Annotated in this window: 13 protein-coding genes; 10 read left to right on the forward strand and 3 right to left on the reverse strand. The window is 66.9% G+C overall.

The window, feature by feature from the left end:
* The first annotated feature begins 248 nt into the window (after positions 1 to 248).
* The 4 genes from P12x_RS14460 to P12x_RS14475 all read left to right on the forward strand — a co-directional run bounded on the left by P12x_RS14460 (position 249) and on the right by P12x_RS14475 (position 3,609).
* A complete protein-coding gene (locus P12x_RS14460) occupies positions 249 to 2,129 on the forward strand; it encodes a pyrroloquinoline quinone-dependent dehydrogenase (protein ID WP_435011576.1) in 1,881 nt (626 codons plus the stop codon).
* 154 nt (positions 2,130 to 2,283) lie between these two features.
* Positions 2,284 to 2,580, forward strand: coding sequence for a hypothetical protein (locus tag P12x_RS14465; protein WP_435011577.1), 297 nt, complete (start codon positions 2,284 to 2,286; stop codon positions 2,578 to 2,580).
* Positions 2,581 to 2,643: 63 nt separating this feature from the next.
* Positions 2,644 to 3,231 carry a hypothetical protein gene (locus P12x_RS14470; protein WP_435011578.1) on the forward strand — a complete coding sequence of 196 codons (588 nt, stop codon included), beginning with the start codon at positions 2,644 to 2,646 and terminating at the stop codon, positions 3,229 to 3,231.
* A 96-nt stretch (positions 3,232 to 3,327) separates the two neighbouring features.
* On the forward strand, positions 3,328 to 3,609 hold the full coding sequence (locus P12x_RS14475) for a hypothetical protein (protein WP_435011579.1): 282 nt from the start codon (positions 3,328 to 3,330) through the stop codon (positions 3,607 to 3,609).
* Positions 3,610 to 3,869: 260 nt separating this feature from the next.
* Here the strand turns inward: P12x_RS14475 and P12x_RS14480 are convergent, their stop codons facing one another.
* From P12x_RS14480 to P12x_RS14490, 3 genes are read right to left on the reverse strand one after another with little or no spacing between them, the layout of a single operon-like run.
* Positions 3,870 to 5,180, reverse strand: a complete 1,311-nt coding sequence (locus tag P12x_RS14480; RefSeq protein ID WP_435011580.1) for a PHP domain-containing protein — start codon at positions 5,178 to 5,180, stop codon at positions 3,870 to 3,872.
* Positions 5,181 to 5,229: 49 nt separating this feature from the next.
* Positions 5,230 to 6,684 (reverse strand): DUF1501 domain-containing protein, encoded by a 1,455-nt coding sequence (locus tag P12x_RS14485; protein WP_435011581.1) that lies wholly within the window; start codon positions 6,682 to 6,684, stop codon positions 5,230 to 5,232.
* A 27-nt stretch (positions 6,685 to 6,711) separates the two neighbouring features.
* On the reverse strand, positions 6,712 to 9,801 hold the full coding sequence (locus P12x_RS14490; RefSeq protein ID WP_435011582.1) for a DUF1553 domain-containing protein: 3,090 nt from the start codon (positions 9,799 to 9,801) through the stop codon (positions 6,712 to 6,714).
* Between the two features lie 410 nt (positions 9,802 to 10,211).
* Between P12x_RS14490 and hypF the strand changes: the two genes are divergently transcribed.
* The 6 genes from hypF to hypB all read left to right on the forward strand — a co-directional run bounded on the left by hypF (position 10,212) and on the right by hypB (position 16,182).
* The gene (gene hypF, locus P12x_RS14495; RefSeq protein WP_435011583.1) at positions 10,212 to 12,497 is read left to right on the forward strand and encodes a carbamoyltransferase HypF; all 2,286 of its coding nucleotides are present in this window, start codon (positions 10,212 to 10,214) and stop codon (positions 12,495 to 12,497) included.
* Positions 12,498 to 12,520: 23 nt separating this feature from the next.
* Positions 12,521 to 12,772: a HypC/HybG/HupF family hydrogenase formation chaperone gene (locus P12x_RS14500; protein WP_435011584.1), complete on the forward strand. Its 252-nt coding sequence runs from the start codon at positions 12,521 to 12,523 to the stop codon at positions 12,770 to 12,772.
* Positions 12,769 to 13,914: a hydrogenase formation protein HypD gene (hypD, locus tag P12x_RS14505; RefSeq protein WP_435011585.1), complete on the forward strand. Its 1,146-nt coding sequence runs from the start codon at positions 12,769 to 12,771 to the stop codon at positions 13,912 to 13,914. Before P12x_RS14500 ends, hypD begins: the two co-directional genes overlap by 4 nt.
* On the forward strand, positions 13,911 to 15,017 hold the full coding sequence (gene hypE, locus P12x_RS14510) for a hydrogenase expression/formation protein HypE (RefSeq protein ID WP_435011586.1): 1,107 nt from the start codon (positions 13,911 to 13,913) through the stop codon (positions 15,015 to 15,017). Before hypD ends, hypE begins: the two co-directional genes overlap by 4 nt.
* A gap of 113 nt (positions 15,018 to 15,130) precedes the next feature.
* The gene (locus P12x_RS14515; RefSeq protein ID WP_435011587.1) at positions 15,131 to 15,475 is read left to right on the forward strand and encodes a hydrogenase maturation nickel metallochaperone HypA; all 345 of its coding nucleotides are present in this window, start codon (positions 15,131 to 15,133) and stop codon (positions 15,473 to 15,475) included.
* Positions 15,472 to 16,182, forward strand: a complete 711-nt coding sequence (gene hypB / locus P12x_RS14520) for a hydrogenase nickel incorporation protein HypB (protein WP_435011588.1) — start codon at positions 15,472 to 15,474, stop codon at positions 16,180 to 16,182. Before P12x_RS14515 ends, hypB begins: the two co-directional genes overlap by 4 nt.
* Positions 16,183 to 16,244 lie beyond the last annotated feature (62 nt).

The following is a 16,244-nucleotide window of genomic DNA, read 5'->3' on the forward strand; positions in this document are numbered from 1 at the left end:
GCCCGTAGATTCTTGGGGTCACCGGGCCGGGTGCCATGCTCTCGCGGAGCGTGAGCATGAGAGGACGTCCAGGCCACCCCCATGCTCACGCTCCGCGAGAGCATGGCACCCAGGAAGCGACTCAGGCTCGAGCCCGAGATTCCATAGGTACACTCTGCCGGTTTCGTCGGGCGACCAGCCCCTTTCGCCGAGCCCGGGCGCGAGTATGCTGGAGGCTCGCCAAATTCGGATGACTTGAGGGCTTCCCGATGCGATCCAGCTTGATCCGCCTCTCGTTCCTGCTCGCGCTGGTCGGCCTCGCGGAGGGTCAGACCGCCCCTTCGGGCGACTGGCCGGGCGTCGGTAATGGTCCCGGTTGCACGCGCTATTCCCCCCTCGATCAGATCAATCGCGAGAACGTCGCCCGGCTCAAACCGGCCTGGACGTATCACACCGGGGAGCTGGAAGGTCGGGCGGGCAAGACGATCGAATGCACGCCGATCGTCGTCGATGGGGTGATGTACCTGACCACGGGATATCTCCGGGTCGTCGCCCTGGACGCCGCGACCGGCAAGGAACTCTGGCAGTTCGACCCCCTGAAGGATCACCCGTTCGAGCACTCGCCCGCGTCGGGCGGGGTCAACCGGGGGTGTGCCTACTGGTCGGACGGGAAGCCCGGCGGCGAGCGTCGAGTCATCCACGGGACCTCCGACGGCCGCCTGTTCTCGCTCGATGCCGCGACGGGCAAGCTGGACCCCGAGTTTGGCGAGGGGGGAATCCGCAATCTCCGGACGGAGCTTGATCCGAAGTTCGCCAAGCTCTCCTATGGTCCCACCTCGGCCCCGGCGATCTGGAAGGACACGATCATCGTCGGGGTCTCCTGCGGCGAGGGGCCGGGAATCACCGCGCCGGGGGATATCCGGGCGTTCGACGTCCGGACCGGGGCTCAACTCTGGCGGTTCCACACGGTCCCCCGGCCGGGCGAGTTCGGGCACGAGACCTGGGAGGGGGAGTCCTGGAAGGATCGAGGGGCCGCGAACGCCTGGGGCGGCTTGAGCGTGGACGTGGAACGGGGAATGGTCTTCGCAGGTCTCGGTTCGGCCGCGTTCGACTTCTTCGGGGGGGATCGGCCCGGCGATAACCTGTTCGCCAACTGCACGATCGCCCTCGACGCGAGGACCGGGAAGCGGGCCTGGCACTTCCAGACTCTCCGACACGACATCTGGGATCATGACTTGCCCGTCTATCCCAATCTCGTCACCGTGACCCACGACGGCCAGTCGATCGACGCCGTGGCCCAGGTGACGAAGACCGGCTACGTCTTCCTGTTCGACCGGGTCACCGGCAAGCCCCTGTTCGAGGTCAAGGACCTGCCCGTCCCGGCCTCCGACATCACCGGAGAGCGGGCCGCGACCACCCAGCCGGTCCCGGTCAAGCCGCCGCCGTTCGCCGTCCAGAACTTCGACGAGTCGAACGTGACCGACATCGGCGAGGCCAACCGGGCCTCGGTCCTGGAACAACTCAAGAAGATCCGGGGCGGCCCGGCCTTCAACCCGCCCAGCACGGTGGGGACGGTCGTGATCCCCGGCTATCACGGGGGCGCGAACTGGTCGGGAGCGTCGTTTGATCCGACCTCTGGCCTGCTGTTCGTGAACTCGAACAACGTGCCGAACATCCTCACGATGGCCGATTCGGAAGTGAAGGACGTGGCGAAGAATGGCCCGTATCGTCACACCGGGTACCACCAGTTCCTCGACCATGAGGGTTACCCCGCCATCAAGCCTCCCTGGGGAGTCCTGAGCGCGATCGACCTCAATAAGGGGGAGATCGCCTGGCAGGTCCCCCTGGGCGAGCATCCCGAGCTGACCGCCCGGGGCATCCCGAGGACCGGGACCGAGACCTTCGGAGGCACGATCGTGACTGCGGGAGGACTCGTCTTCATCGCCGGGTCCAAGGACGAGCGGTTCCACGCCTTCGACAAGGCGACCGGCAAGATGCTCTGGGAGCACGCCCTCCCCGCGGGAGGCTACGCGACCCCGTCCACCTATCAGGTGAAAGGCCGTCAATACGTCGTGATCGCGGCGGGAGGGGCCGGCAAGCTCCGGACCAAGGCGGGCGATGCCTTCGTGGCGTTCGCCTTGCCGGAGTGACGGATATCGAGGGTTCGACATTGGGAAACGTGGCTAACGCGACGGAATCGCGCGGAAGCTGACAATATCACGAGGCCTCGTGCCGAATCGATCCTGGAATGCGTGGAGCCGAAATCGGAGCGGGTCGTTCGCCGACACTTGCGGAGTGGATTGAATGAGTATCGCCGCCATACTGCTGATGCGGGAGAATCGGCTCGTGGAGACGCTGCGCTCCGCCGGTGCCACCGATCCTGGAGCGGCCAAATCCCTCGCGGACCTCTCCGGCACGGACGGGCTTGCCATGCGTCGGCTCCGTCGACACGAGGTCATCCGCGAAGCGTCGGAGGGTCGATACTACCTCGACGAGTCGAGCTGGACGTCCATGCGCGCGACTCGGAGGTGGGTCGTGGCCGTTGTCATTTCGATCGGTCTGCTCGTTGCCCTCGCCTGCTATTACGGGTTCGCCCGCTGATAAAATCGGGCCTCTCGCCCGAGAGTCGGCCTGCCGATCATGCCACCAACGAGACACGAGGTCATGCCCGATCACTGGCAGATCATCCTCCGGCTATTCGCGGCCACCGAAGACCCGAGTGTGGCCGAGACCCTCGCGGGCGTGGTCGCGTCGAAGGCGGGACGATTCGGCCAAGTCCGTTCCCGGCCGGTCGAGCCATACTGGAAGATTCCCGAGTATTACGAAATCGGCATCGAACTTCGCCCGGTCGGCGATTCGAGCGAGGCCTACGAAGGGATGCTGGTCGAACTCGCCACCGGATGGGAGCGACAAGGCTCGCCGGATGAGCCCTGGGCGATCTGGAACCCGTCCGCCGAATGCCGCTGCTTCTCGCCGCTGGTAAGGTGGATGTCGCTGTCCGCGTTCCGTCGCGGCGTTTCTCCGGAGACGGGCGAGGATACGAACAAGTTCGACTTCCATGAGAAGGTCATCGTCGCGGCGAGCAACCCCGACCTCGCCGAGATCCATGGCGAACTCGGGACCGTCTCGGGCATGGCCTATGGCAAGGACGGGCGATGGTCCTACGCCGTGAGCATCCACCGAACGGGACTTTGCGGGTGCATCATGGAAGACGACCTGCACTCGACCGGCGAGTTCGATTTTGATGAATGAATATAGACATAAACGATCATTATTGAAGCGGCGAACCCATGAGCTGCGCCTTCGGGGGCTTTGACCGATCCAGCTCCTTTCTATGGAGTACTTGGCATGCGTCGATTTTTAATCCCGGTGTTGCTCGTTCTTTCCATCGTCGCCGGGTTCTCGCTCGCCCGCGGGCCTGATGCCCAGGTTCAACCGGCCAAGTCCGCCTCGATTTGGGAATATCGTGTCCTCTTGCTCACCGAGTTGATCAACATCCAGCAGGCGATGAAGGAGCCCTCGAAGATCCGGGTGGCCGTAGAGGAGAGATATAACGAACTGGGCCGGGATGGGTGGGAATATTGTGGGAACGACAACGCCCTGGTTACGTTCAAGAGGATGAAGCCCTGATCCGTGCTCAAACGCCCCTTCTCGCCGTTTACGAAGCCTGCGAATTGCCCATCGACTTGAGGCCAGGCCCATCATGACCATGACCACCCTGGCGACATTGCTCGCGATGGCCCTGATCCCGGCCCAGGCAATCGAAGGTCCCAGGCGTCCCAACGTCGTCCTGATCATCGCCGACGACATGGCCTGTGATGATTGCGCGACGTTCGGGAACCGCGGGTTGATCGGATTTGCTCGGAGCCTCGAATCGGCCCCGACCATCCTCACTTCTCCCAGCCGACCGGCTGCGTCCAGGCCTGGGCCTTCTGTTCGGGGAACGTGGGGTTGGCGGGGGCCTGGTCGGAGGTGACGACCGCCCGGACGTAGAGCTCTTCCCCGGTCAGCCGGTAGGTGGCCGAGGTCCCTTCGACCGTCTCCAGGACCTTGCCCACGTCGTCGGAGTACCTCTGCGTGACCGGCAGGGTCTTGCCTTCCCGGTCGACGACGGGCTTCCGGGTCGGGTCGTAGCCCTTCAGGGTGCCGACGAACTGGATGGTGTAGCGGGCGTCGCCCTCGGGCTTGACCTGGACTTCCAGCGTCTTCGACTCGGGGGCGTAGCGGACGTCCTGGAGCGTGACCCCGCTGGAGGCGTAGAAGTCGCCCGACTGCATGGCCAGGATGATCGACTCGGGCGTCAGGAACCGGGCTCGGACCATCACCCAGCCCTTGCCCGGCGACGATCCGCCCTGGCCGAAGTAGTTGTGCGAGTCGTCGGTGGCCAGGCCGGCGACCGGGGGTTCCTTCATCTCGCCGACCCGGATCGTGTTGATGATGTCCCACATCCGCTCGATCCCGGCGTGCGTCTCGTCGCCCTGGTGGTGGACGTCGGGATGGCCGTTGTAGACCTCGAAGAACCGCTCCTTCGTGACCATCGCCAGCTCCTCGGCGGTGATCGCGTAGCCGAAGTTGGGGTGATTCAGGTGTCCCAGGATCGGGCGGCCGAGCCGCCGGGCCTGCTCTTCGACCGCGGCCAGGTTGTTGGCCATCACCTCGGGCACGCTCTTGCCCCCCTGGGGCTTGATCAGTTCCTGGACGTTGCTGGCGTTCATGTGGATCGGCTTCGACTCGAACCGATCGGTGATCTCCTCCCCCTGGATCAGGAGGAACCGATCCGGCCGTTCGAAGAGGGTCCGGTATTCGCCCAGAGGCTTGAGCCGGACCTGCCGGTCGCCGTTCACCGCGCGGGTCTCGACCCAGTCGTCGCCGAACCGCTTCAGGTAGCGGTCGAAACCGTCCTGCCCGGCCCGCTTGTTGGCCTGGGCCACCGACATCCACCTCTGGCCCTGGGCCAGGATGTTGTGATCGGACAGGGCGAGGAACTGATAGCCGCGCCGGGCGTAGAAGTCGACGATCATCTCGGGGTAGTCGTTGCCGTCGCTCCAGAGCGAGTGGGTGTGGAGGTTCCCCTTGAACCATCGGGGCTCGGCGTTGATCGCCGCCGGCTCGTCGGGCGGGGGGCTTGCCTGCGGGCGGGCGATCGAGGGGACGAGCGAGACGATCAGGAATCCGGCGAACAGGGCGGACGATCGGGACATGAGGGAGCCTCAAGCGGTCTTCGGTTCAGAGAGCGATCCAGGGAGGAGATCAGGCGAGGATCTCTTTGACAACACGTCCGGAGACGTCGGTGAGCCGGTAATCGCGGCCCGCGTGGCGGTAGGTCAGTCGTTCGTGGTCGATCCCGAGCTGGTGGAGGATGGTGGCGTGGAAGTCGTGGACGTGGACCTTGTCCTCGGCCACGGCGATCCCATACTCGTCCGAGGACCCATGGACGATCCCGCCTTTGATCCCGCCACCGGCCATCCACGAGGAGAAGACCTGGTGATGGTGCTCGCGCCCCTTGGCGTTGGGGTCGCTGTGGTAGGGGGTCCGGCCGAACTCGGTGGTCCAGACGACGAGGGTGTCGTCGAGCATCCCGGTCCGCTTCAGGTCGGCGACGAGCGCGGCGATGGCCTGGTCGACATTCTTGGCCAGCGGGGCATGGGTCTCCATGTCGCCGTGGGCGTCCCAGTTGAAGTGGATCGCGGCATTGCCCGACGAGCCGGTGTCGATCAGCTCGATGAAGCGGACCCCACGCTCGGCGAACCTCCGGGCGACCAGGCATTGCCAGCCGAAGCCGGTGGTCTGCCCGCGCTGGAGGCCGTACAACGCCAGGGTCTCATCGGTCTCTCCCGAGAGGTCGAAGACCTCGGGCGCGGCCGACTGCATCCCGAAGGCGGTCTCGAACGAGCGGATCCGGGCCTCGAGCGCGGCGTCGGCCGACCGATCGGCCAGGTGTCGCTGGTTGGCGTTCGCGATCAATTCCAGCTCGAGCCGCTGGAGTTCGGCGGTGGGGCTCAAGCGGGCCAGGTCCGCGATGGGCGTCCGGCCGGGCGTGATGTGGGTCCCCTGGTGGCATCCCGGGAGGAAGTCGGAGCCCCAGGTCTGGGCGCCGGCGTATGGGCTCGAAGGGGCCACGACCACGAACGAGGGGAGGTTCCGGTTCTCCGTCCCCAGGCCATAGCTCGCCCACGCCCCGACGCTCGGCCGGGCGAAGTTGAACGAGCCGGTGTGCATGCCCAGCGTGCTCTCGTAATGATTCGTGTGATCCGTCGTCATGGATCGGATGACGCAGAGGTCGTCGACCACCCCCCGGATGTGCGGGAAGAGGTCGCTGACCTCGGTCCCGCACTTCCCGCCCCGTTGCGAGGGGAAGATGGGCCGCTTGAGGGTGAAGTTGTAGTTCCCCGGCCGACCTTGCCAGTTGTCGATCGTGACCGTCTTGCCGTGGTCCGCTTCGAGCTTCGGCTTGGGGTCGAACGACTCGACGTGGGAGACGCCGCCGGTCATGAACAGGAAGATCACTCGCTTGGCGCGGGCCGGGAAGTGGGGGGGCTTCGGGGCCAGGGGATCGGCCTGGGTCGAGGAGGGGGTGCCTTGCGCCCGGGCCTCGTCGGCCAGGAGCCCGGCGAGGGCGAGGGTGCCGAACCCGCCGCCCGCCCTCAGGAAATCCCGGCGGCCGATCGGCGAGGTTCGGAGATCGGCGGGGGTCGGTCGGTGCATCGGATTGCCTCGGGATCGGCCGGGATCTCAGTCGACGAAGAAGAATTCGTTGCGGGCGAAGAGGGTCCGGGCGAAACCCGACCAGGCCAGGGATTCGCGCTGATCTTCGGGCAGGCCCGCGGCCTCGATGTTCCGCCGGTAGCGCCGGAGGAATTCCATCGACTCGGCCAGCTCGGGCTCGCTCGGCTCGCGGGCCAGGGCCATCTCGAAGCCCAGCGCGATCCGCCGAGGATCGTCGGAGGCCGCCGCGATCAGCCGCCTCCCGAATCCGGCGGATTGTTCATGGACGAACGGGTCGTTCATCAAGAAGAGCGCCTGGGTGGGCACGGTGGTCTCGTTCCGGCGGGCCGTGCTGGCGTTGGTGTCCGGCCCATCGAACAGGGCCAGGAACGGGTGCCGGCGGATCCGGGCCGTCATCAGGTAGATGCTTCGTCGCTTCGTGTCATAGTCCGCGAGGAAGGGGGCGTGCTGCGAGAACTTCGTTTGGCGGAGGGGCGGGAACGGCGGCTGGCCCCCTTCGCCGGGTGGCACCGAGAGGTCGAGACCCCCGCTCAGGGCCAGGATCGAATCCCTCAACACCTCGGCTTCCAGCCTCTGCCGGGGGAATCGCGTGAGCCATTCGTTGGCCGGGTCGAGGTCCATTCCCGAGGGGTCGCCGGCCCCGCTGGTCTGGTAGGCGTTCGAGAGCAAGATCAGGCGATGCATCCGCTTGATGGACCAGCCCAGCCCTTCCGGCTGGTCGGCCGGGGCGTTGAAGATCGAGGCGAGGTAGTCGAGCAGTTCCGGGTGGGTTGGCCGTCGCCCGCGAGTCCCGAAATCGTTCTCCGTGGCGACCAGGCCCCGCCCGAAATGATGCTGCCAGATCCGGTTGACGATCACCCGGGAAGTCAGCGGATTTTCGGGGGCCGTGAGCCATCGCGCCAGCTCCAGCCGGCCACTGCCTTCGGTCCCGTCGGGCAATTTCGAGCCCCCCAGGATCGGGAGGAATCCCCGAGGGGCGAGCTCGCCCGGCCGTTCCGGCTCTCCTCGCTTCTGGATCGGGACATCCTTGGGGCTCCCTTCCCAGACGGCATAGGCCTGGGGGAAAGGTCCGCGTTCCAGGAGTTCCGCCAGCCGGGCTTCCAGGCTGTCCGCTTCCTCGGGCTTTGCCGGTTCGGTGGCGACGATCGCTGGCCCTTCGGGAGGCGGCATCGCCGGCAGTGGGCTTTCGGAGACGGCCAGGTTGTCCACCTGGAGCGGGGGCCTTAGGCCGTCCCGGTGTCCCGATCCATCGATGACGATCGACCGGATCGCCCCATCCCAGCCGGTCATCTTTCCCTCGAACCTGGCGAGGTCCCCCGGGGTCCCGACCGTCCCCGAGAAGGTCTTCGCCCGGAGGTCGATGCTGACCTGGACCTGGTTCCAGGCATTTGCGGGGGCGTCCAGCGTGCGGGCGATTTTGAAGGAATCCCCATCCTTGACGCGGATCGAGTCGGGGGCGAGGGACATCTCGAACCCGCCGGACTCATCCCCCAGGCGAATCCGATACGAGCCGGTCCGGTCGGCCGGTGCGCCGGGGAAGCGGAAGTCGAGCCCGAAATGGAGAGTCCCGCCGGCGTCGGCCGAATCGGCCGGGACCAGCCCTCGCCGGAAGCTGAGTGTCTCCCCGTCGCCCGAGAATGAGACGCCGATGTTCCCCTTCGGGTAGACGTTCGCGAAGGGACTCTGGGCCCCGCCGTCGATCAGGGCTCCCCCCTCGGAGATCCAGGGGTTGGACGGCAGGCCGAGGCTGCCTCCCGAAGGCGCGGCCTGGAGTTCGAAGTCTCCATCCAGGCCGCTCAGGGGCCGAAGGATGACCGTCGATGATGACTTGAGGCGGGCCTGGATCCGGTCGATCTCGGCCTCCCACTCCTTCCAGAGGGGGCCGGCGACCTCGGGGCTGGCCAGGGGGACCATCGCCCGGACCTGCGGGAGCCGCTCGGAGCCCGGGAATGCGTAGCGGGTGCTCGCGAAGATCCCGTAGAGGGCGTAATAATCGCGTGCCGAGATCGGGTCGAACTTGTGGTCGTGGCAGCGGGCGCAGCCGATCGAGAGGCCCAGGACCGACTGGCCGACGCCGTCGATCGAGTCCTGGATCGTCAGGTGCTCGTAGCGTTCGGTGTCGAAGCCGAAGCGTCGCGAGATGGCCAGGAATCCGGTCGCCGTGACCAGTTCGGCATAGTTCGCCTCGGTCGCCCCCCCGCGATCGGCGGCCTCGCGGGCCAGGATGTCCCCTGCGATCTGCTCGACGATGAACCGGTCGTAAGGCTTGTCTTCGTTGAATGATCGGATCACGTAGTTCCGATACCGATAGGCCTCGGGGACCGGATAGTCGGCGGTCTCCCCGGCCGTGTCGGCATAGCGGACCACGTCGAGCCAGTGACGCCCCCAACGCTCTCCGTAGAGCGGCGAGGCGAGCAGCCGATCGACCACTTTTTCCCAGGCGTCGGGCGATCGATCCTCGACGAACTCCCCGACCTCGTCCGGGGTCGGGGGCAGGCCGATCAGGTCGAAGGTCGCCCGACGGATCAGCGTGCGCCGGCTCGCCGGTGCGGCCGGGGTCATCCCCTTCGCCTCGATTGCTGCGAGGATGAATCGATCGACCGGGGTCCGGGGCCAGCTCGCGTCCTTGACCTCGGGCCTCTCGGGTCGCGTCACGGAGCGGAAGGCCCAGTGATCCTTGCCATCCGCCGGGCCAGTCACCTCCGGACCCGTCCGGGGGTCGGACGCTCCCTTTCGGACCCATTCGGAGAGGGCCGCGATCTCGTGATCCGGCAGCTTACCCCTGGGAGGCATCTTCAGGTCGGGGTCGGTGTGCGCCAGGGCCCGGATCATCGGGCTTTCCTCGGGCTTTCCCGGCACGATGGCAGGCCCGCTGATCCCCCCTTCCCTGACCCCTTCGCGCGTGTCGAGCAGCAGGCCGCCCTTGCTCTTCTTCGATGCGGCGGAGTGGCACTCGTAGCAACGGTTCACCAGGATCGGCCGGACGTTCCGCTCGAAGTCGGCGATTCCCGAGTCCTCGGGGCCTGCCGCGAAGGCCGAGGCTCCCAGGCCCATCAGGCCGATCGCCGAACAGGTGAGTGCGAGCTGGAGGTTCATCGAGTTTCCCTTGACTGCAAACGGTCCCGCCTTCGGGGCTCTCTCCGAGAGAGGAACGATTCGAAATCGGGTGGGGGATGATCGCCCCCCATCGGGTCGGGCCGCCATCCAGGGTCGTCGTCCCTCGGCCTTCGCTCGTTCGGGCCTCTCCAGACCCCATTGGAACCGAGCGACGCCCCGCGTGCAACGCTCGTCCGGACTTGCACGAGACCTGGAAGGGCTCGCTTGCCGGGGCGATGAATTGCCCACCCCCCGGCCGGTGTGAGTTGGGAGTGCTCGGGCGTAGCCCATTGACATGGAACTAGACCATCTTGAGGATATCAGTGGGCGTTAGATCTACTTTCGGGATCTTCCCGAAGTCTCGGCAACGGGCGTCAGGATGCCGGGTGCATCTCCGGGGGGCGCACCCCATGGATCGTCGGGGGATCGAGGTCAGCGGGATCGTGCAGGGGGTGGGCTTCCGTCCCTTCGTGTTCGACCTGGCCAGGCGGCTCGGCCTCCGCGGCTCCGTGAGGAATCGGGCCGGCAACGTCTGGATCGAGGTGGAGGGAGACCCCGCGGCGCTGGATCGGTTCCTCGCCGATCTGGCGATCCGGCCCCCGCCCCTGGCCCGGATCGACGAGGTGAAGTGGAGGCCCGTGCCGTCGCTCGGGGAGCCCGATTTCTGGATCGAGCCCAGCGAGATCGAAGTCGCCGGGTCGATCTTCATCGCGCCGGATATCGCCACCTGCGACGACTGCCTCCGGGAGCTGTGGGAGCCGAGGGACCGTCGATATCGCTATCCGTTCCTGAACTGCACCAATTGCGGTCCCCGGCTGACGATCATCCGGGGGGCTCCCTATGATCGCGAGCGGACGACTATGGCGGCCTTCGCCATGTGTCGAGACTGCCGGTCGGAGTTCGAGGATCCGCGGGACCGTCGCTATCACGCCCAGCCGATCGCATGCCCCGCTTGCGGCCCGAGCCTGCGGGCCGTCGACCGGGAGGGTCGGACGCTCGACGGTCCGGAACCGCTGGCCCACGCCGTCGCGATCCTGAAGCGCGGGGGGATCGTCGCCATCAAGAGCCTGGGAGGGTATCATCTCGCCTGCTCCGCGGTCGATGGCAGGGCGGTCGCGGAGCTTCGTCGGCGCAAGCATCGCGATGAGAAGCCGCTGGCCGTCATGGTCCGGGATCTCGGGTCGGCCTCCGATCTCTGCGAGGTGGGCGCGGATGAGCGAGGCTTGCTCGAATCGTCGCGCCGGCCGATCGTCCTGCTTCGCTCCCGCCCGGCTCGGCGCCTTGCCGACGAGGTGGCCCCCGGCAATCCGTACCTCGGCGTGATGTTGCCTTACACCCCCATGCACCACCTGCTCCTCCAAGAACTGGACGGCCTGCCCCTGGTAATGACCAGCGGGAACCGCTCGGACGAGCCGATCGCCCATGAGGACGACGATGCCCGGGAACGCTTGGCGAGCATCGCGGACGTCTACCTGACCCACGACCGGGCCATCCACCTCCGGTCCGACGATTCGGTGACCCGATGGGTGGCCGGGGCCGAGCTGCCGATCCGGCGCGCCCGGGGAGACGCCCCCCGGCCCATCCCCCTTCCTCGGCCCTGTCCACGTCCCACGCTCGCCGTCGGGGGGCAATTGAAGGCCGCCTTCGCCCTGGGTCGGGGGGGCCACGCCTTCCCGTCCCATCACCTGGGCGACCTCGACCATTATCGGGCTTATCGGGCGTACATCGAGGCCATCGAGCACTACGAGCGACTTTTCGCGATCCGACCCGAGCGGATCGTGCATGATTTGCATCCCGACTATGCGACCACCCGGTACGCGAGGGATCGAGCCGACACGATGGGCATCGCTCGGCACGAGGTCCAGCATCATCATGCCCACCTGGCGAGTTGCCTCGCGGATAACGGGGTGGACGATCCGGCCATAGGCGTCATCTTCGATGGAACGGGCTTCGGCACCGATGGCGCGGTCTGGGGCGGCGAATTCCTGGTCGGAGATTTCCGGACGTTCCGGCGAGCGGGACACTTTCGATACGTCAAGATGCCCGGCGGAGACCGGGCCATCCGCGAGCCCTGGCGGATGGCGACCTCTCATCTCCTGGATTCCGGCTCGCCCCCTGAGTTGACGCAAGCACGGACTTCGCACGCGGAAATCAAGATGATCGCGAAAATGATGGAGGCCAGGTTGAACTCGCCGCCGACCTCCAGCGTCGGGCGTCTCTTCGACGCCGTGGCCGCACTGGCGGGAATCCGGGATCGGGTCAGCTACGAAGGGCAGGCCGCCATGGAGTTGGAATGGCTGGCGATGGGTGAGCCGCCCGATGGTCGTTATCCTTTCGAAGTCGGGATCGAGCGAGGATCGGGGCCCGACGTTCCGCTGATCGTGGACACGCGACCTCTGATTCGTGCGGTGGCCGACGACGTGAGGCGGGGGGAAAGTCCGGCGCGGGTGGCCCGTCGCTTCCAGACGACCCTGGTCGATGTGATCGCCGAGGTCTGCGAGCGGCTCCGCCGGCGATCGGGCCTCGACGCGGTCGCCCTTTCCGGCGGAGTCTTCCTGAATGCGTTACTCTTGGACGAGTCCGTGGCCCGGCTGGGTCGCGACGGATTCCGGGTCTACCGGCATCGGCGGGTCCCGCCGGGGGACGGTGGCCTGAGCCTGGGCCAGCTGGCGATCTCCGCCTCGATGTCCGACTGAACCCGCCCTGGAGGATTCCGAAGATGTGCCTGGGCATCCCCGGCAAGGTGGTCGAGACCTATCAGGAGGACGACATCCTCATGGGGAAGGTCGACTTCGGCGGGATCTCCCGGCGGGTCTGCCTGGAGCATGTCCCCGAGGTTCGTCCGGACGATTACGTGCTCGTCCACGTCGGCTTCGCCCTCTCGCGGATCGACGAGGAAGAGGCCCGGCAGGTCTTCGCCTTCCTCGAACGGATGAATCAGCTCGACGAGCTGGGGGAGCCCCCGCCGTGAAATACCTCGACGAATATCGCGACGGCGAGGCGGCGCAGACGTTGGTTCGGGCGATCGCCCGGGTCGTGACCCGGCCCTGGACTCTCATGGAAGTCTGCGGCGGCCAGACGCACACGATCGTCAAATACGGGATCGACCGGCTCCTGCCCCCCGAGGTCGAGCTGGTCCACGGCCCGGGTTGTCCGGTCTGCGTGACCTCGCTGGAGACGATCGATCGCGCCTATGCGATCGCCTCGCGGCCCGGGGTGATCTTCTGCTCGTTCGGGGACATGCTGCGCGTGCCGGGCTCGCGCGGCGACCTGCTCGAACTGAAGTCGCTCGGCGCCGACGTCCGGGTGGTCTATTCGCCGCTCGACGCCGTGAAGCTGGCGGCGGCGAATCCCGCCCGGCAGGTCGTGTTCTTCGCCATCGGCTTCGAGACCACGGCCCCACCCAACGCGATGGCCATCTGGATGGCCCGGAAGCGGCGGCTGGCGAACTTCAGCGCCCTGGTCTCTCACGTCCTGGTGCCCCCCGCCATGATGGCCATCCTCCAGGCCCCCGGCAACCGGGTCCGGGGGTTCCTCGGGCCGGGGCACGTCTGCGCGGTGATGGGGACCTCGGAATACGAGCCGATCGCGCGCGAGTTCCGGGTCCCGATCGTGATCACCGGATTCGAACCGCTGGACCTCCTGGAAGGGGTCTTCCGGACGGTCCGGCAACTGGAGGAAGGGCGGGCCGAGGTCGAGAACCAGTACGCGCGAGCCGTCCGGGTCGATGGAAACCCGGCCTCTCGCCGCCTGATCGAGGACGTCTTCGAGGTCTGCGACCGCAAGTGGCGAGGGATCGGACCGATCCCCGCGAGCGGTCTTCGGCTTCGCGACGAATACCGCGACCACGACGCCGAGCGAATCTTCGAGGTTGGCCATATCGAGACGTCCGAATCGTCGGTCTGCATCAGCGGTCAGATTCTCCGGGGGGTCAAGAAGCCGCACGACTGCCCCGCCTTCGGCAAGGAGTGCTCCCCCGCCACCCCGCTCGGGGCGACGATGGTCTCGTCCGAAGGGGCCTGCGCGGCCTATCACGCCTATGGACGACACCTCGAAGGAATCGGCATCCGGGAGCCTGGCCCGATCGTCGAGTCGGTCGGAGGTGCCCGATGAGTGATCTCGGCCCTCGGTCGTCGAACGAAGGGGAATCGGACGGCTTCCCGCTCGGGAACTGCCCGTTGCCCAGATCGCGATACGATCACATCCTGCTCGGTCACGGGAGCGGGGGGCAGCTCTCGGCCGACCTGATCGCTCGGGTATTCTTGCCCGGATTCGGCGGCGAGACGCTCGGAAAGCTAGAGGACTCGGCGAGCTTGCGGCTCGATTCCGGCAACGGCCGAGCCGGGCCGAGGCTGGCCTTCACGACCGACTCGTTCGTGGTCCGTCCCCTGTTCTTCCCCGGCGGCGACATCGGTCGGCTGGCGGTCCACGGGACCGTGAACGACCTGGCGGTCTCGGGGGCCCGGCCGCTCTACCTCTCGGCGGCCTTCATCCTGGAGGAGGGGCTACCGCTGGTCGACCTGAGGCGGATCGTCGCCTCGATGCGCGCGGCCTGCGAGGAGGCCGGCGTCTCGCTGGTCACCGGCGATACCAAGGTCGTGGATCGGGGCAAGGGGGACGGAGTCTTCATCACCACCGCCGGCATCGGCCTGATGCCCGAAGGGCGTCCGCTCTCGATCCATTCCGCGCGGCCCGGGGATCGGATCCTGCTCTCGGGGACGGTCGGCGATCACGGGATCGCGATCATGTCGGTCCGAGAGGGGCTGGAGTTCGAGACCGTCCTGGAAAGCGACACCGCCCCGCTTCATGGGCTGGCCCGGGTGATCCTGGATGCCTGCCCGGAAACGCGATGCATGCGCGATCCGACGAGAGGCGGCCTGGCCAGTGCCCTGAATGAGCTGGCGAGCGCCTCGGGGGTCGGGGTGACGCTGGACGAGGCGGCGGTCCCCCTCCGGTTGGAGGTCCGGGGGGCTTGCGAGATGCTCGGCCTCGATCCGCTCTACGTCGCCAACGAAGGGAAATTGATCGCCGTCGTCCCGCCGGAGGACTCGGATCGAGCCCTCCAGGCGATGCGGGAGCACCCGCTCGGACGGAATGCGTCGATCGTGGGTACGGTCGTTTCCGAACATCCGGGGATGGTGATCCTGAAATCTCGAGTGGGCGGAGAGCGGGTGGTGACGCTCCTCTCCGGCGAACAATTGCCGAGGATCTGTTGAGTCCGACGAACCTGCGAATCACGGGGCGTTGGTGGTCGGCCCGGGATTCCTGACCTGGGCCTATCTGGGATTCGACATGAAAAGCTATCTCAAGATCCGGCGAATGTGAGATCATGCACGAGTTGTCGATCGCCCTGAGCCTGCTGGATCTCGTCGAGGAAGAGGCCACGCGCCGGGGGTGCCGGGTGATCGCCGTTCACCTCCGACTCGGGCCGCTCTCCGGCGTGATCGGCGAGGCGTTGCTGTCGGCCTACGACCTGGCCAGCGAGGGCACGGCGTTGGAAGGGGCACGGTTAATCGTGGAAGAGGTCCCGGTGGTCGTCTTCTGCCCGACATGCGACGCCGAGCGGGCCCCCGTCTCGGCCTTCGAGCGGGTTTGCTCCGAGTGCGGGACGGGCACTCCCGAAGTCATCCGAGGTCACGAGTTGGAGGTGGTCGCCCTGGAGGTCACGCCATGAGTGGGCATCCGCGCCTGGTCGAGGTCCGTCAGCGTGTGATGAAGCAGAATGATCTGGCGGCTCGACGTTTGCGGGAACGCTTCCACAAGGCGGGCACTTACGTCGTCAGCCTTGTGTCCAGCCCCGGCTCGGGCAAGACGGCCTTCCTGGAGGAGCTGCTCAGGCGGCTGCGCGAGACCCATCGGGTCGCGGCCCTGGTCGGCGACCTGGCCACCGACAACGACGCCCGGCGGCTGGCCCGCAGCCTGGTCCCCGTCCGGCAGATTACCACGGGCACGGTCTGCCACCTCGAGGCGTCGATGGTCGAGGCCGCCCTCGAACCCTGGGTTCTCAGCGAGATCGACATTCTTTTCCTGGAAAATGTCGGCAATCTCGTCTGCCCATCGACCTTCGATCTCGGCGAGGACCAGCGGCTGGTCCTCTTCTCGGTGACCGAAGGGGAGGACAAGCCCCTGAAGTATCCGACGATCTTCCACACGGCCGACGTCGCCCTGATCACCAAGACCGACCTCGCGGCGGCCGTCGACTTCGATTCGGTCGCCGCCCATCGGAGTATCCAATCGGTGCGGCCGGGGATGGAGGTGTTCGAGGTCTCGGCGAAGACGGGAAAGGGGATAGAACGCTGGATCGCGTCGTTCCTCTCCCGTCGATCGGCGATGCTCCGAGATCGAGAGATCCGCCCGGCCCCCGAGGGCTCCCCCCCCTGAAATGGGCCGGGGTGGGGAGTGGCTCAGACGCAAGACCGAGAATTCTTGGCTACCGACCCCTC

It is taken from the genome of Tundrisphaera lichenicola (assembly GCF_051175385.1).
GTDB lineage: Bacteria > Planctomycetota > Planctomycetia > Isosphaerales > Isosphaeraceae > Tundrisphaera > Tundrisphaera lichenicola.

Coding starts and splice junctions, on each gene's coding strand:
- P12x_RS14460 (WP_435011576.1), top strand. CDS start 249: ATGCGATCCAGCTTGATCCGCCTCTCGTTCCTGCTCGCGCTGGTCGGC.
- P12x_RS14465 (WP_435011577.1), top strand. CDS start 2,284: ATGAGTATCGCCGCCATACTGCTGATGCGGGAGAATCGGCTCGTGGAG.
- P12x_RS14470 (WP_435011578.1), top strand. CDS start 2,644: ATGCCCGATCACTGGCAGATCATCCTCCGGCTATTCGCGGCCACCGAA.
- P12x_RS14475 (WP_435011579.1), top strand. CDS start 3,328: ATGCGTCGATTTTTAATCCCGGTGTTGCTCGTTCTTTCCATCGTCGCC.
- P12x_RS14480 (WP_435011580.1), bottom strand. CDS start 5,180: ATGTCCCGATCGTCCGCCCTGTTCGCCGGATTCCTGATCGTCTCGCTC.
- P12x_RS14485 (WP_435011581.1), bottom strand. CDS start 6,684: ATGCACCGACCGACCCCCGCCGATCTCCGAACCTCGCCGATCGGCCGC.
- P12x_RS14490 (WP_435011582.1), bottom strand. CDS start 9,801: ATGAACCTCCAGCTCGCACTCACCTGTTCGGCGATCGGCCTGATGGGC.
- hypF (WP_435011583.1), top strand. CDS start 10,212: ATGGATCGTCGGGGGATCGAGGTCAGCGGGATCGTGCAGGGGGTGGGC.
- P12x_RS14500 (WP_435011584.1), top strand. CDS start 12,521: ATGTGCCTGGGCATCCCCGGCAAGGTGGTCGAGACCTATCAGGAGGAC.
- hypE (WP_435011586.1), top strand. CDS start 13,911: ATGAGTGATCTCGGCCCTCGGTCGTCGAACGAAGGGGAATCGGACGGC.
- P12x_RS14515 (WP_435011587.1), top strand. CDS start 15,131: ATGCACGAGTTGTCGATCGCCCTGAGCCTGCTGGATCTCGTCGAGGAA.
- hypB (WP_435011588.1), top strand. CDS start 15,472: ATGAGTGGGCATCCGCGCCTGGTCGAGGTCCGTCAGCGTGTGATGAAG.